Raw genomic sequence first — 16436 nt, 5'->3', positions numbered from 1 at the left:
GACTGTTAAAAAGGATAACCAATACCCAGGTTATAGGTTAAGTTTTGTTTTCTCCAGGCACTACTGCCAAAATCGATGTTCTTAATCACCCATGCTGGTCCACCCGGTAAATCAGGTCTCCTCACAGGGAAGGCAACATCCAGACGGATGACAAAGAAAGAGGCGTCCACCCTTAATCCGGCACCAGTACCTATGGCCATCTGACTCAGGAAGCGGTTGAATTTGAATTCCCCACCAGGTTTCAGGTTGTTTTTTTCTCTCAGCCAGATGTTTCCGGCATCAATAAATGTAGCCCCGTAAAGCATGCTCACTATTTTGAAACGCAATTCTGTATTGAACAGGATCTTAATGTCACCACCCTGATCTTTGAACGTTAAGCTGTCTGGAATCACATAAGAACCCGGTCCTAATAATCTGGAACCAAAAGCCCGGATATCACTACTTCCACCTGCAAAAAACTGGCGGACAAATGGCATGGACCTATCGTTTCCATAAGCATAGCCATAACCGATGTTCAGACGGTTGGCCCAGGTTACCTTTTTGTTCACTTTATAGTAATTTCTGACATCACCTTCCAGTCTGATAAACTGCGACAATGCGGTGCCAAATAAAGCTTTTTTCCCTGCATCGTTTTTAGAAGCAAACATGCCGAAAAGTGTTCCTGAAGTTTCCAGATCTCCGGAGAAATAAATATTGTTTCTCTTATGCTGATCTATCTGGTCATTATAGGTGAAATTATAGTTTAAGCCAACGATAAACTGGTTTTCCAAACTGGTTCTTAAAGAGGGGTTTTTCTCAAACAAAGTAGCAGAATCTACTACATTCGATTTCACATAGTTGATGGAGATCGGGTTAAATATATGTTCCTTATAAATGCTTTCTTTCCAGCCATAACCAAACTCGGCTTTTGCCGCCTTCAAGGTATAATCTACCCTATCCAGAATCTGATATGAGGCCAGAATATTGGTTTTAGGGATAAAAGCATTGGTACTGTTGAACTTAAAGAATGGCAGTAGAAAACGTGGGAAGATCAATTTTGCCTGTCCGGTTAAGGAGTAGGAATTCCCTTGTTTCTGGTTTGATCCCTTAATTTGCTTCTCAAAACCACCGCTGGCACTCACTTCCAGTTGCTCGGCACCGCGGAATACGTTTCTGGTGGTCTGTGTTAGCTTCACTTCTGAACCCACAAAGTTGTTGGACTTACTCGTTCCCAACACCTGGAAAGAAAGGGAGTTTTTCTTTAATGGGGTCAGGTAGAAGTTCACATTCAGCTGGTCGTTTTTGAAGCTGTCTACCGGTATAAAGTCAGCTTTTACCACCTTAAATGTTCCGATGTTTACCATTCTGTTTAAAGATTGGTTATGGTCTTTACGGTTGTACAGCTCACCTTTCTGGAAAAACACAAGACGGTCGAACACCCCTAACTTAAACATGTGTGTTGGGTCTTTGATGATAAAATCCTTATAAAGGATCGGTTTACTGGCGCGGATGGCAGAATCTCTTCTCAGATTGAAGTTCGGGTAAATGGTGACGTCATTGATGGTGTAAGGTTTCAGCGCTGCAGTAGGGGTGATCTCCTTTATTTTTACAAAAACATTTACACGGTGATTCCCAATGGCACTGTCTACCTGAAGAATCAGGTAATCGGGGTTAAAGTAAAAATAACCGCTCTGCTTAAGGTCGTTGTCGATGCGCTCGCGCTCCGCTTTAAAGACGTCGAAATCATAAAAGTTCCCCACTTTAAGTAAGGAATTCGCGGAGTTTTGATTGATAAGCCTTGCAATTCCTGCACTATCTTTTGGGAAGGTGACTTTATTAATGATATACCTGTCGCCGGTTTCGGCCGTGTAAACGGCTTTTGCCGTTCTGTTTTTTACGATGGTATCTCCGGTTACTTTGGCTTGTAAATACCCCTGACTAATCAAATAACTACCTAAAACGGCATTGTTATATGGGATTTTAACTGCGCTTTGTAATACCGGTGGTTCTCCAACTTTATTGCGCAACCAGTAGCGGATGCCTTTCTGTTTCTTAGGTTGTCCGGCAAGGTTATAGATGTATAGTTTTATCCTCAGGCCTAAAATAGAGGAGTTAGGGCGTGGTCTGGTCTTGCTTTCCAAAATATCCTTCACCTCTTTTTCATCCGCAATTTTTGCGGCAGAATCAGGGTTAATCCTTACTGTTGCACCTGTGTATAGATTCTGTCCTGCCGGCAGGTATTTAATATTGCTACAGGCAGAAAACACCAGGCAAAGACTCATAAAAAATAAAGGTCTAATTCGCTTTCTCATTTTTGGGCTTCTGTTCTTTTTTATTATTTCTTCTGTCTTTGAATTGTTTAAAGATCTCACGGAATTTATTGTAATCGACAACCAGTGCGAAACCGATACCAGTTTCTACAATCTGACCTTCAATAATTCCATCCGTTTGATTTTTTCTGTAAGCACGCAGGCGGTACCGACCGTCTTTAGACAATAGATATTCTATGTTTACGTTTCCTGCAATATTGCTGGAATTCTGATTGTTTTGATTTGAACCACCTTCTAATCCGAAAGAACTACCAACGGTTACGGTCAGCCTGTCGTCTAAGAGTTTCTTCGAAAGACCGATCTCCAGTTCTGTACGGTTCTCCAGTTTTCCCGTAGAATAATCTTCCGAGGTATTCAGTCCGAAGTTAACATCTACCCCTTTAATCAGGTCGGAAGCCAGGTTGTTCAATTGGTCTGTCAGTAATTTACTCACACTTTGTCGGGCATAGTTGGCCACCAGTCCATTGCCACTTCCTGCCAGACTCTGGAAAGGATTGTCTGCAATAAAACGTTCTAAGGCTAACAGCGCAAATACCTGTTTGTTTAGCTCATTCTCATTGGCATTTACGGATTGCAATTTGGCATAAACCTGTCCACCAATAATGCCACGTTCATTCTCCGGTAAATCCAGACGGAAATTAATGATCGGTTTCATGATTTCACCAGTAATCATCAGGTAAACCTGGAATGGGAATTTTTGCTTGGATTGAGTTCTGAATTCATCACCCACTTCATTAGCAATCAGGTCAATTGCCGGAGCATCTACTTCGTACAATGCGGTAATGTCTACGTTTGCAGAAGTAGGTTCGCCAGTCCAGACAATATTGCTACCTTGTTGAATTTTAAATTCTCTGGTTGCAATACCACCCACAGATAGTTTATAAGAACCATCACTCAGTTCATACCTGCCGGTCATGCTTATTTTACCACTCGGATCCATCGTCGTATTTAAAGTTCCTTCTCCTTTTACTTTTAGCTGGTCACCGTTAGAAGGGTCTACCACGACAGTAAATTCGGCATCTTTATCCATGGTCAGGTCGGCACTCAGGTTGATACCCCTGATCGGAGCTTTAGCCACACTATCGGTAGATAATGCGATTTTGCCATTAAACGGTGGCGCATTTTCATCTATAAACTGCACCACGCCCTCCTGATCTATGATTGAAGGATCTGAACTCGGCATGGCAAAGAAAAATTTAGTGCCTTTGTTTACCGTAATGTTCATGTTAATCTGTGGCTGGTATAGATCACCACGGACTCTTAAGAAATTGGTGCTGACAAATACTTTACCATAAATCATCTCATTGTCGGCAGCAGTAGAGTTCATCAACCTGAAATTATTAGCAGAAATATCCAGCTTAAAACGGAAGTCTGTATAATTGGTGGTGTAAATGTTTCCATTTACTTTTAAAGGCTGATTTAAGGAATCTAATACGGTAAAGTTGTCAAATTTTATGCCTTCCTCATTAAAGCTGATGGTTTCATTTGGCATCCTGAAGTAAGAATTTACATAGGTCGCAATAAATGCAGCCTGGTTAAATTTCACTTCTCCATTTATTTTCGGAGCGGTTAAAGGTCCTTTCACGGCCATTTGTCCGCTGATGGTTCCTGATCCTTTTCTAATCTGACCCATAGAAACGCTTTCCAGCTGTTTCAGGTCTATCTTATCCACATTTATCGTTAAATCCAGCGCGCTTTCCGGTGCGGTATAGTAGAAGCCATTGGCCCTGACTTCATGAACACCAGTTAGGGCAATATTGGTTTCAAAAGCGTTTTCTGTATTGTTATTGACGGCTACACGCAAGGTGCCCAGCTGGTCTTTTTGGTAGCGGAGCTGATCAATGGTAAGATCGGCTTCAAATTTGGGCGTTCCCATCAGGTCTTTTGCATCCACTGTTCCATTGATAGAACCACCAAGAAGGGAGCTGTCCTGCTCGGCAAACTTAGTTAAGGTCTCAATTTTGAAGTCTTTAAATAATACTTTTAAAGGCGCATTGGCTTCATTACCCACACTATTGACGCTCAGTAATTGGTTGTCTCTGCTGATGTCAAAGTTCCGCGCCATAATTCCGGATTGCCCAAACTGAATGTAATTGTCTGGCGCAACCACCCATTTCTGGTAGTTTAACAAGAGTTTTTGAGGATCAAGGCTAAAGCGGAAATCTTTATTGATAGATTGGAAAGTACCACCAAGCAGGTATTTGTCTTTGAGCTTGCTGTCTCTCAGGTAAATGTTAATCCCTAAGTTATTGCCAACAGCATCCCCGCTGATTTCTGTATTATACAAGTTGATAGAAGCGCTTTGCAGGCTTTTTACTGTAAGCTTGTAATTGATTTTCTGATCGGTATTGTCGATGCTCAATCTGGTGCTGTCTACTTTGTAATCGCCATAAACCACCTTCGGAACCCAGGCTTTCATCGCTAAACTATCTTTCTTCGTATCCAGTAATCCGTAGATATAGGAAGGGGAGAAGGTGGTTAGCTCAGGCACAAAATCCTGTATAAATTTAGGGTTGTATATTTTGGCAAAGAAACGGATACGCTGATCAGGAATCTGTTTTACTTCTCCAAATTGATAGTATTTATTGATTTGATTGGTTACTGCGGTGGCCAGGTTAGACAATTGATACTTTCCGTCGATACGGGCGCTCATCAGCTCCGATTTTAAGGTTAGTAAACTTTTCTCTGCACTGGTTTCTGCATGAAGCTGAATCGTATCTACGTTAAATCTCCGCCCTTCTTTTACCACTTGCAGGCCTTTAATAAAGACATCACCGTTCAGGTAGTCGACATCGGCTGTACTCAGGTCTACATCTATGGTACCGGCAACTTTAAATTCCGTCGGACTAAAGTTCAGCGCTTTCAAGTCTACCTGTGTCAGGTCCATTTTTGCTTTTACAGATGGATATTTACCGGCAATATTTACCGCTGCGGTTAAGTTGAAGTTCAGGTTACTATCCGCCATATTGCTTTTCAGATTCAGCTTTTGCTGCGCATAAGTGCCGCTGATATCCAGATTTTTGTAGGTGTATTTGTTGTAGGTAGCACTTGCAATTTGTCCCTTGATTTTTACTGCGGCAGTTTTTGCATCTAAACCAGTACCGGTAATGGTGGCTTTTGCCGTAATCTTGCCCAACTGTGCCTGTTGTTTCAACAGTTTTCCAACATTGAAATTGTTCAGGTTGATGTTGGCTGCATATTGCTCTTTTCCTTTCGGCCCTTTCATGTTGGCCAGTAATTTAGCCGATCCCATATCTGTATTGATGTTGAATCCGGTGTTGAAATTAGTTAAGGAGCCGGTAAATTTACCATTCGCCTGAATCGTGTTTGGCAATTCTATGTTTGTGGGTAAGGTGTTTTTAGGAATAACAACCAGTAAGTCTTGTTTAGTTAAGGAGAACTGTTTAATGTTCAGGTCAATATAAAGCTTGTTCATATCCGGCAAGCCCCTCACTTTACCATTAAGGTCGATTTTGGTGCTTTTTAAACCATAAGCCTGAAATCCCGGGATATTCAGGTTGTTGAGGTATCCATTAACGCTACCGTTGATCCTTAGCTTTTCATTTTTATAGGCAGCAGGAACAGCATCAGAGAAATAGCCGGCATCTTTAAGACCTATCGTAGAATTTTTAACCACCATGTTGATTTTCACCCTTTCCGGATGCTTCGTCAGGTCCTCCATGGAAGTATAGGTCAGGGAAGTTGCGTTTTCTATTGAGGTATTTGGTGTTTTTAAGATGAAGTTTTTAACGTAAACGGCCTTGTCACTGTAAGAAACGTCTCCCTGTAACCTTGACAACTGGAAGCCGCTTTTTTCTCTCATAAACCCTTTATTTACTTTCACTTTAATGCCATCAGGACCATAAGCCAGTCCTTCAGCAATGACATCCAGATCTTTGATTTTTAGGTGATTGAAGTCCATGCCCTTGGTTGGCTTCGCGCTAAGGTCGTCGTATTGTATGTTGTTTTTAGAAAGGTTTAACTTGCTCAGTAGTAAAGAAATCGGAGCTGAAGCAGCAGGATCTGTACCGGTAGCTGCTTTTGCAGCTGTTGCTGATTTTGAGCCGGATGATTTTGCCGATGAAGACGGTTTTGCAGCAGCTGCGGGTTTAAACGCAAACAGGATATCAGAATTGATTAAGCTGGCTTGTTCTAACTGGTAATTGCTTTTGGTTAAATCAGCCATCAATTTACTCATAGAGAATTCTTTCAGATTCACCTTGGCCTTCATTTGTGAAGCCGCCGCTTTATAATCTACCGTAGAATTGTTGATTTTACCTTCTCCAACATTGTATTTATTATTGGTTAGATCGGCAATTAATTGCGTCAGTATTACCTCATTCAGGTTAACATCTGCGCTCATTTGCGACAATTGATCATCAAATCCAATCTTTACGTTGTTAAAAGCGAAGTTCTGGATCTCTACTAAGGGTAGTTTTCCAGATTCCGTTTTTGCCGTATCAATACTTTGTTCCAGATGCGCTTTTAATTGCGTCAGTGGTTTGCGCTGCGCATATTTTAAGTCCGTGTTTTTTAAGGAAAGAGATTGGATTACATAGCGCTGCTGATCCATATCAAAGTCTTTAATATTGGTTTTAAATTCACCAAGATTAAGTTTCATCTCGTTTCCTGCTACATCATCACGATATACAATACCAATATCATCCAGACTGATTTTATTGATCGAAAATTTAAGAGTAGAGGTGGTGTCTTTTTCCACCTGATCTTCCGGTTTCTTTTGATCGGACATAAATGCGTCCACTAAAAAGGAGAAATTGAAAGTTGTGTCCGGATTAATCCGGGTCACATTGGCCCTGATTTTTTCTAAAGAAATATTATTGACCTCAATTTTATTGTTGAAGATCTTATAGAGATCCAGGTCGACTGCCAATTTCTGCGCATACAGCAAAGTGTCACCTTTTCTGTCTTCGATATAGAACTTGTTCATCACAATGTCCTTAGGGAAGGCAATATGGATGCTTTCCAGGCTCACCTCTGTTTTGGTCTTGTTTTTTAAGTAGCTGATGGCCTGGTTTTTTACGAAATTTTGAACAGCAGGAATCTGTAGGGAAAGTACCAGCAGGACCACCAGCAAAATGAGGCTGGCGATGATCCATAAAATGACTTTTAAACTTTTGCGTAGATATTTATTCAATTGGCTTAAATTGATAGTTTGTAGTATTACGGGTTAACTAAAACCATGCCACCGGGCAGGTTTTAGCCGCTTATACCTATAAGTACAATCAATATAATAAAATTGTTTATGACGAGGGTTACAAAATTGATTTTTAGGGAAGCCACGGAATTTGTATGTTTAGCCCATGGAAGAAAGAAATTTCACAATCAGCTACCAGGCATTTAGTGGACTGGAAGAGTTAAATGAGGAGGATAAAGCCTTGTGCTTAAAGGCAGAGGAAGCATTGAAAACGTCTTATTCTCCATATTCGCAATTCAAAGTAGGGACGGCAGTACAGCTAAAAGGTGGCAGAATAGTTCTGGGCAGCAATCAGGAAAATGTGGCTTATCCATCTGGTTTATGTGCGGAAAGGGTAGCCCTGTTTAAGATCGGTTCAGAAGATCCTGACGCAGTGATTGAAAGTATGGTAATTACCGCTAAAACTGATAACTTTGTGATCGAAAATCCGGTGACTTGCTGTGGTGGCTGTTTACAGGTCATGGCTGAGTTTGAACAGCGACAAAAACAAGAAATTGTAGTCTTGTTTTATTGCATCAACGGGGAAATTTTAAAAGTTAAAGGGATAAAAAATCTGGTGCCTTTCCTGTTTAAGGAAACGCGACTGTCAGTATAATTGTTTTTGCTAACCGGGGCGTGTTCTTCCTGGCTAATTAAGCTATATCTCTTTCCTAATGCTGGTTTTCTTAACGAAAGACTGTTGGGAACTCGCTGCTTAAAATTTCGATTTCAACCCTTATATTTACAGAATCCAATCCATTTTTGATGAGCGACGAAATAGAAAAAAACGTAAACGAAGAAAGCAAACATACCGTAATTCCTATCAATGGACTTTATGAAAACTGGTTCCTCGATTATGCTTCTTATGTTATCCTGGATCGAGCCGTACCACACATTAACGACGGTTTGAAGCCTGTTCAGCGACGTATTTTACACTCGCTGAAAGAGATGGATGACGGACGTTTCAATAAAGCCGCAAATGTTATCGGGAACACGATGAAGTATCACCCACATGGGGATGCCTCTATCGGCGATGCCATGGTACAGATCGGCCAAAAAGATTTGCTGATCGATTGTCAGGGTAACTGGGGCGACCCGATTACCGGTGATAGCGCTGCTGCACCACGTTATATTGAAGCACGTTTGTCGAAATTTGCCAATGAAGTGGTCTTCAACGGGGATACTACCGTATGGCAGTTGAGTTATGACGGCCGTAACAATGAACCTGTTACTTTACCTGTAAAGTTTCCTTTATTATTGGCCCAGGGTGCCGAAGGTATTGCAGTTGGTTTAGCCACGAAAGTAATGCCCCACAATTTTATCGAATTGCTGGAAGCTTCCATAGAAGTGCTTAGAGGTCATCGCCCAAATATATTACCAGATTTCTTTACCGGTGGTATGGCAGATTTTTCTGCTTATAATGAAGGTATGCGTGGTGGTAAAATCAGGGTAAGAGCTAAAATCACGGAGAAAGATAAGAAGACTTTAGTCATTACGGAGATTCCATTCAGCACCACTACCGGTTCTGTAATCGATAGTATCCTTTCCGCAAATGATAAAGGAAAGATTAAAATCAAGAAGATTGAAGACAATACCGCCGCTCATGTGGAAATTGTAGTGCAGCTGGCGCCTGGAATATCTCCGGATGTGACCATTGATGCACTGTATGCCTTCACTTCCTGCGAAGTTTCTATCTCCCCAAACACTTGTATCATCAAAGGAGATAAGCCTCACTTTTTAAGTGTAAACGATATTCTGATCGAGAATACGAACAACACCAAGGCTTTACTGAAACTGGAATTAGAAATTAAACTGAACGAACTTCAGGAGAAGATTTTCTTTAGCTCCTTGCTGAAAATCTTTATTCAGGAGGGAATGTATAAAAATGCCGAATACGAAAATTCAGGCAACTTTGACGTTGTAGTAGAGGTATTGAACAAATTGTTCCTTCCTTTTATGCCGCAATTGTACAGAGATATCCTGCCGGAGGATTTCAAAAAGCTGATCGATAAACCGATGAGTAGCATTACGCGCTTCGATGTGAAGAAGGCGGATGATCAGATGAAAACACTGGCGGATGAGATTAAAGTCGTAAAAAATCATTTACGTCACTTAACAGATTATGCCATTGCCTGGTTCCAGAAATTACTGGATAAATATGGCAAAGGACGAGAACGGAAAACAGAAATCCGCTTGTTCGATAGGGTAGAAGCGTCTAAAGTGGCTTTAGCCAATGTGAAGTTATACCTGAACAGAGAAGAAGGTTTCATTGGTACCGGTTTGCGTAAAGATGAGTTTATAGCCGATTGTTCGGATATCGATGAAGTGATCGTATTCAGGGAAGATGGAAAATGTATCATCACCAAGGTGGCTGATAAAACCTTTGTAGGTAAGGGAATCTTACATGCGCAGGTGTTTAAAAAAGGCGATGAGCGTACGATTTACAACCTGATCTATAAGGATGGGGCAAGTGGAATTTCTTACGTGAAACGCTTTGCGGTAGTCGGCATTACCCGTGATAAGGAATACGACCTGACTAAAGGAAGTAAAGGCTCTAAAGTGCTTTACTTTACAGCCAACCCTAACGGGGAAGCAGAAATCGTGACGGTCTTATTGAAACCACATACGAAATTAAAGAAAACGCAGTTCGATCTGGATCTTGCGGAAATCGCCATCAAAGGACGTGGTTCGCAGGGAAATATCGTTTCCAAATACCCGATCAAAAAGATCTTACTGAAAAGTAAAGGGGTGTCTACCTTATCAGGATTGAAAATCTGGTATGATGACTTGTTGAGAAGGTTAAATGTGGATGGCAGAGGTAAATATCTTGGAGAATTTGATGGGGATGATAAGATCCTGCAAGTGCATAAAGACGGTTGGTATGAGCTGAGTACTTTTGATTTAACCAATCACTTTGATGCAGATCTGATCCTGATTCAGAAATATGATCCTGAAAAGCCTTTTACTGTAGTTCAGTATGAAGGTAAAGCAAAGAATCACTTCGTGAAACGCTTTGTTTTCGAACCAATTGGGGTAGGAAAAAAACTAAGTCTGATTTCGGAAGAAAACGGATCTAAGTTCCTTTACTTAACCAGTAACCCTGAGGCGATGTTAAAGGTAGATGTGTTAAAAGGTAAAACACAGACTCCGGAGACCCTGGAAATCCTGCTTGCTGAATTTATTGATCTAAAAGGAATCCGTGCAAATGGAAACCGTTTAACACAACATGATGTTCAGCATATCGAAATCTTTAACCATGAAGAGGACGAATTGGAAGAAGTAGGGAAGGTCGATAATAGTACAGAAGAGGAGTCTGGCGAAGAACCAGAAAGTACAGATACAGACCCAACTGATCCGGATATTGTTGATCCGGACGATAGTGCCGCTACAAATGAAGCAGATTCAGCTGAGGAAGATTCAGTTGTTGAGGATAGCGAAGCTGCCGAAACGGAGGATGCTACTGATCACGCTGAGGAAAACACAGCAGATGCTGTTGTGGAAAACCTGTTGGTAAAAGAGGTTATTCAGGATCAGAATGTTGATAACTCTGTTGATAAGGCTGTGGAGAAGAAATCTAAACCGGTAGTTAAAAAGCCGTTTAATACCGCTAAGAAAGAGCCTGTTAGTGCTGTTGTAGCTGATGTGGAGAAAGAAGAAGAGGCTTTGGAAGTACCAGTTAAGGCTAAATTAGCCGAAACTGAGGAGATAACGCCAGTTACAGAGGAAACAGGGCCAGCAGCTGAGGAAGCAACAATGCCGGTAGTACCAGTCGAAAAAGAAAAGCCTAAGAAGGCATGGAACGCTGCAAAAACGGATAAAGAGGCGAAGCCCGCTAAGGAGATCATCTTAGAGATCACCAATCCTGATGATGTGGATATAGACAATAAAGGTCAGTTGGGGTTGTTTTAAAACCCAATTTAAGACATCATAGGAAGTGGTCGGGTTGTGGTCGGGAAGAGTGGCATCTTCAGATAGAGTATAGAAAGGGGTCAGCATAGGTTGTTCATAGTTTGGTGTATGTTTAACTATCCAGACCCTTTCCTATAGTTTAGGCAACCCTAACTAAAATTAACGCTCTTTCCGACCAGATCCAGAGCAGTATTTGGGCTATCCGAGCCCAAATACCAAAAAAAAGAAGCTGTATCACTTTTTTTGTGATACAGCTTCTTTTTTGTAATCCTATAAATTTTTATAATCACCTAAATGAAAATCGGGAAAGCCTTATTTATTTTTGTCGGGCTTGTTGCATCGGGTTATTACCTGTAGAACTTCCTCTTGGTGCTTGCTGCTGCTTGAACAGCTCAAACCTTGAAGGTTGGGCCTTCCTTGGCCAGGAGTTGTTACTCTCGTCTATATCTGCCGTTTCACGGTAAGGGTCTAACTGAACCGCGATAACTTCCTTGTCTTTTGCAAAAACCTTAGTCACCTGGTTTTCATTCTTTCTCCATACATAGGCCGGAATACGATCTATTTCTTTGGTGCCGTCTTTAAAAGTCCACTCAATGATGATTGGCATCACCAAACCACCTTCATTGGAGAATTCAAGTTCATAAAAGTTCTTTTTGCTTTCATAAAGCTTTTTCTCTTCATCAGATAGCGCGCCATAGTATTGCTGAAATTCGGCGTCTGCGGTTTTAGTCACCTCAAAACGGTCGAATTTATTGTAAAAATCCAATAGACTAGTGTCTTGTTCTACTGCAAATTTTATCCCTTCTTTTCTATTACGATCTCTACTGAGGTTGTCATTGTTTTTATCAAATGATTTTTGATTTTCCTTATTTTCCAGCTGTTGTTTTTTACTGTCCATGCGGTAATAACGAACATCATTTAAGGCGATATCTACCGGATCTGTTCCAAAAAACCAACCTCTCCAGAACCAATCCAGGTCTACTGCCGAGGCATCTTCCATCGTACGGAATAAATCAGCAGGCGTAGGGTGTTTAAAAGCCCATCTTTTCGCATATTCTTTAAAGGCATAATCAAACAGTTCTCTGCCCATTACGGTTTCTCTGAGGATGTTTAAAGCGGTTGCCGGTTTTGCATACGCATTAGGACCAAAGTTGATGATGTTTTCAGAGTTAGTCATTATTGGCTCTAACTGATCCTTTGGCATTTTCATGTAATCAACAATCTTATGTGCCGGCCCGCGTTGAGAAGGATAGTTGATGTCCCATTCCTGTTCTGCGAGATATTGACAGAAGGTGTTTAAGCCTTCATCCATCCATGACCATTGGCGTTCATCAGAGTTGACAATCATCGGAAAAAAGTTATGCCCTACTTCATGGATAATCACGCCAATCATCCCATATTTAGTGGATTCGGTATAGGTGCCGTCTTTTTCTGCGCGACCATGATTGAAACAGATCATCGGGTATTCCATTCCGTTTGCCGCTTCTACTGAAATAGCCACCGGATAAGGGTAAGGGATGGTGTGTTTGGAATATACTTTTAAGGTATGGTCAATAACTTTAGTGGAGTATTTACTGTAAATCGGGTAAGCTTCCGGACCATAGTACGACATAGACATGATTTTTTTACCGTTAATATGGGTGGCCATCGCATCCCATACTAATCTTCGGGAAGATACCCAGGCAAAATCTCTTACATTTTCTGCAACATAAGTCCAGGTTTTTGTACCACTGGCTTTTTTAGCTAAAGCAGCTTTTGCTTCTTTCAGGTCTACAATTTCAACCGGAGCTTTTGCCGTTTGTGCAGCATTCCATCGTTTCAGACTATTGCTGTTAAGCACTTGCGCATAATTCTGACATTCGCCGGTTGCACCAACTACGTGATCTGCCGGAACAGTCATGTTTACTTTGTAGTTTCCAAAAACCAGTGCAAACTCACCTCTTCCTTCGAATTGTTTGTTTTGCCATCCCTGATAATCGGAGTAAACCGCCATTCTTGGGAACCATTGGGTGATGGTAAACAGGTAATTGTCATCTTCCGGGAAATATTCATAACCGCCTCTGCCGTTAACGGTCATGCGGTTTGAAATATTATAAGTCCAGGAAATGTTAAGCTTGTATTTGCCTTTAGGTTGAAGAACTGCCGGCAGGTCGATTCTCATCATGGTATTGTTGATGGTATAGGGAAGCGGAGTTCCTTTTTCATCAGTTACTTTAATGATTTTTACACCCAGATCATTCGGACTGTTTATAATGCCTGCTAATTTCTGGTAATCCATTTTGTCGGTCATCTTACTGGTTTCAGTCAGCTTGTTGTCGCTTGTAGATTTATGCTCATTCTCATCCAGCTGCACCCATAGATAACTTAGTGGGTCTGGAGAGTTGTTGTAATAAGTAATGGCTTCAGAGCCTTTCAGGCGAAGATTTTTTTCATCTAGTTCTGCATTGATTACGTAATCTGCGCGTTGTTGCCAATAGGCAGGGCCGGGTGCACCGGAAGCGGAACGGTAAGAATTTGGGTCAGAAATAATGGTTCCCAGTTGTTCAAACTTATTGCCGTGGTTGGAGCCCGGATTGTTTAAATATTGTGCAGAACCGTGTATGCTGATAAAGAGTAAAGCAAGGAGCAGTAGGTTTCTTTTCATTTGATGTATGTAAAGTATTGGTTGGTGGTGTAATGGTTTTTTTTTATTTAAAAGGCGGCAGAAAATCTTTCGGCAGCCATAATAAAGGAGATGCCAAATATAGCGGATGAAACAAAGAAATTCCAGTCCCAGCGCTTAATTTTTAATACGCCAATCAGGATGGCAGAAAGTAAAAGAATGCCAATCACAATGATTACCTGACCGAATTCCAATCCGAGATTAAAAGCCAAAAGTTCAGGGACGATATTGCTGCTTTTTCCAAGTAAACTTCTCAAATAATTAGAGAATCCCAATCCATGGATCAGGCCGAAAAATAAAGCCAGCAGGTATTTTAAGTTTGTTGCCCCATTTTTTGGTCTTTTGTTCAGAATATTCCCTGTTGCAGTAATCAGGATGGTCACTGGAATTAAAAATTCAATCAGGGGAGTGTGAATATTGATTAGTTTAAAAACGCTTAAAGCGAGGGTAATGCTGTGACCAACAGTGAATGCGGTTACTAAAATCAGGACCTTCTTCCAGTCGCTGATGGCGTAAGTTACGCAGAGGACGACTACAAAAAGGATGTGATCATATCCTTGCCAGTCTAAAATGTGTTGCCAGCCTAACTGGAAATAGAGCCAAAAATCTTGCATTGTTAATTGAATTCTTAATTTTGAATTAATTATACAAACATTTTTCTAATTTCGGGGCATTCAGGCCATCTATGTTACATATTCTACTGATTTATCTGTTCCCTATCTTTCACCCATTTTATGTGAGTGTAACGGAAATTACGCAAGATCCCAAGACAAAAACAGCACAAGTTAGTGTACGTGTTTTCTTCGATGATCTGGAAAAATCCCTGGATCATCAGTATAAAGAAAGGGTCAATATCCTTAAACCCGTTGATCGTAAAAAAGTAGATTTGTTAATTGCAGATTACCTGAAAAAGCATCTGCAAATTAAAGTGAACCAACAGCCGGTAGTCCTTAAATATCTGGGTTATGAAATAGAAGAGGATGCTGCCTGGTGTTACTTCGAAACCGTAGCCTTACCCACCATCAAAAATATCGAAATTAAGAATGATGTGCTGTTTGCCGAACACGAATCTCAATCTAATATGATCCATGTAACGGTAAATGGTAAAAGGAAAAGCACCAAACTTGATAACCCTAAAAGTTCTGCAAGCCTGGTATTTTAGTATTAAATGTAATAGCTGACTGATAGGCGTGCCAAAAAAAAAGAAGGTCTGTTAAGACCTCCTTTTTTATAATGAGTATAGCAATGCTATTATTGGTACTGTATGTACACTGGCACTGGTTTCAGTTTCAACAACTCTTCAGGAGTCATCAATCTGTTTGGCGCTTTCTTTAAATCATTTTTATAGAACAATTTGAATCCTGTAAACTGAACCGGCTCAGGGAAAATAAAGTGACGGTAAGTTCCGATTTTAAGATCTGGCTCACCCCATCCATCCATGTGCATGACCACCTGAACTTCCGGACGAAGTTTAATGTTTTTGTAGTTCGTCACCATTTTACGGGTGAAACGGTGTACAACAAAAACTTTAGGAGGAAGATTGTGTGTTTTAACCAATTTAGCAAGGTATTCTGTACAGTAGTTGATATCGGCAGCATCATAAGTACCGATTCTTTTTCCTGGTTTGCTACCGTCTTTCATCGAGAATTCAGGGTCAATACCCAGGTGTACCTGAGGCATTTGAAGATATTTTTCTAATCTTGGTAACTCCTTTTGAATAGAGCTTAAGCCAACTTGTATATCTAAAAATACGATTGCATTTTGCATTTTAGCGATTTTCAATACAGAGTCGATTTGTTTATCACCCATGCGGTTGATATACATCCCGTCTTTTCCTGGTGTACCACTTGCTACAGAAGCAATGTAGTGTACGCCTGGTTGTACAGGTGTGGATGGATCTGCTTTTTCCCAATGTTTCACTTCCTTATTCAGACGGCTCCACATTTCTTTAGGGGCATATTCACCTAAAGCACCCATTTTTTTAGAGTGAAGGTTACCGTAATAAACTACAATACGCTTGAACGGCAAAATAGCACCAGCCAGTGGATAAGGACCTTTTCTTGCCCCCCAGTTGCCTGTAGTGTCGCCATTGGCCATTTTTTTGATTAAAGCATCATATTTTGCGGTATCTACCGGTTCACGTACACTTCCTACTTCCGGTTCCGGAGTAGTTACCGTATCGCCTGTGGCAGTAACAGTCGTCGATTTATCATTCGTTTTCTTTGCGTCAGAAGTGCAGCTAATGAATACACCCAGCGATGCCATTCCTATCAAAACTCGTCCTGCTAATTGAGGTATTTTCATATAAAGGTAATTGTTTTTTAAAGATAAATATTGTTACAAGTATAACACTCTTTAAAGT

8 protein-coding genes are annotated in these 16436 nt (G+C 40.9%); 3 read left to right on the top strand and 5 right to left on the bottom strand.

The features are described from left to right. Positions 1–5: 5 nt before the first annotated feature. A complete protein-coding gene (locus R2Q66_RS16315; protein ID WP_316750893.1) occupies positions 6–2291 on the bottom strand; it encodes a BamA/TamA family outer membrane protein in 2286 nt (761 codons plus the stop codon). Beyond that, positions 2275–7464, bottom strand: coding sequence for a translocation/assembly module TamB domain-containing protein (locus R2Q66_RS16310; protein WP_316750891.1), 5190 nt, complete (start codon positions 7462–7464; stop codon positions 2275–2277). The genes R2Q66_RS16315 and R2Q66_RS16310 overlap by 17 nt, the downstream gene beginning before the upstream one ends. Positions 7465–7630: 166 nt before the next feature. On the opposite strand from R2Q66_RS16310, the gene R2Q66_RS16305 reads away from it, so the two are divergent. Beyond that, positions 7631–8119, top strand: a complete 489-nt coding sequence (locus tag R2Q66_RS16305; protein ID WP_316750889.1) for a cytidine deaminase — start codon at positions 7631–7633, stop codon at positions 8117–8119. A 149-nt stretch (positions 8120–8268) separates the two neighbouring features. Then, positions 8269–11412: a DNA gyrase/topoisomerase IV subunit A gene (locus R2Q66_RS16300; protein WP_316750887.1), complete on the top strand. Its 3144-nt coding sequence runs from the start codon at positions 8269–8271 to the stop codon at positions 11410–11412. A 316-nt stretch (positions 11413–11728) separates the two neighbouring features. Here R2Q66_RS16300 and R2Q66_RS16295 read toward each other — a convergent pair whose 3' ends face one another. Continuing rightward, entirely contained in the window at positions 11729–14056 is a 2328-nt protein-coding gene (locus R2Q66_RS16295) for a M1 family metallopeptidase (protein ID WP_316750885.1), read from the bottom strand. A 47-nt stretch (positions 14057–14103) separates the two neighbouring features. Further along, on the bottom strand, positions 14104–14688 hold the full coding sequence (locus tag R2Q66_RS16290) for a HupE/UreJ family protein (protein ID WP_316750882.1): 585 nt from the start codon (positions 14686–14688) through the stop codon (positions 14104–14106). A 71-nt stretch (positions 14689–14759) separates the two neighbouring features. Between R2Q66_RS16290 and R2Q66_RS16285 the strand changes: the two genes are divergently transcribed. After that, on the top strand, positions 14760–15236 hold the full coding sequence (locus tag R2Q66_RS16285) for a DUF6702 family protein (RefSeq protein ID WP_316750880.1): 477 nt from the start codon (positions 14760–14762) through the stop codon (positions 15234–15236). A gap of 89 nt (positions 15237–15325) precedes the next feature. Here the strand turns inward: R2Q66_RS16285 and R2Q66_RS16280 are convergent, their stop codons facing one another. Next, positions 15326–16378 carry a hypothetical protein gene (locus R2Q66_RS16280; protein WP_316750878.1) on the bottom strand — a complete coding sequence of 351 codons (1053 nt, stop codon included), beginning with the start codon at positions 16376–16378 and terminating at the stop codon, positions 15326–15328. Positions 16379–16436: the final 58 nt, after the last annotated feature.

The sequence above is a fragment of the Pedobacter gandavensis genome (assembly GCF_032677645.1).
Lineage (GTDB): Bacteria > Bacteroidota > Bacteroidia > Sphingobacteriales > Sphingobacteriaceae > Pedobacter > Pedobacter gandavensis_A.
The sequence above is the reverse complement of the archived record's forward strand: the minus strand, read 5'-3'. Positions and strand labels throughout refer to the sequence as shown.

What these genes read in the sequence shown, in the direction of transcription:
- R2Q66_RS16315 (WP_316750893.1), bottom strand. Translation starts at nt 2,291, where the DNA reads ATGAGAAAGCGAATTAGACCTTTATTTTTTATGAGTCTTTGCCTGGTG.
- R2Q66_RS16305 (WP_316750889.1), top strand. Translation starts at nt 7,631, where the DNA reads ATGGAAGAAAGAAATTTCACAATCAGCTACCAGGCATTTAGTGGACTG.
- R2Q66_RS16300 (WP_316750887.1), top strand. Translation starts at nt 8,269, where the DNA reads ATGAGCGACGAAATAGAAAAAAACGTAAACGAAGAAAGCAAACATACC.
- R2Q66_RS16295 (WP_316750885.1), bottom strand. Translation starts at nt 14,056, where the DNA reads ATGAAAAGAAACCTACTGCTCCTTGCTTTACTCTTTATCAGCATACAC.
- R2Q66_RS16290 (WP_316750882.1), bottom strand. Translation starts at nt 14,688, where the DNA reads ATGCAAGATTTTTGGCTCTATTTCCAGTTAGGCTGGCAACACATTTTA.
- R2Q66_RS16285 (WP_316750880.1), top strand. Translation starts at nt 14,760, where the DNA reads ATGTTACATATTCTACTGATTTATCTGTTCCCTATCTTTCACCCATTT.
- R2Q66_RS16280 (WP_316750878.1), bottom strand. Translation starts at nt 16,378, where the DNA reads ATGAAAATACCTCAATTAGCAGGACGAGTTTTGATAGGAATGGCATCG.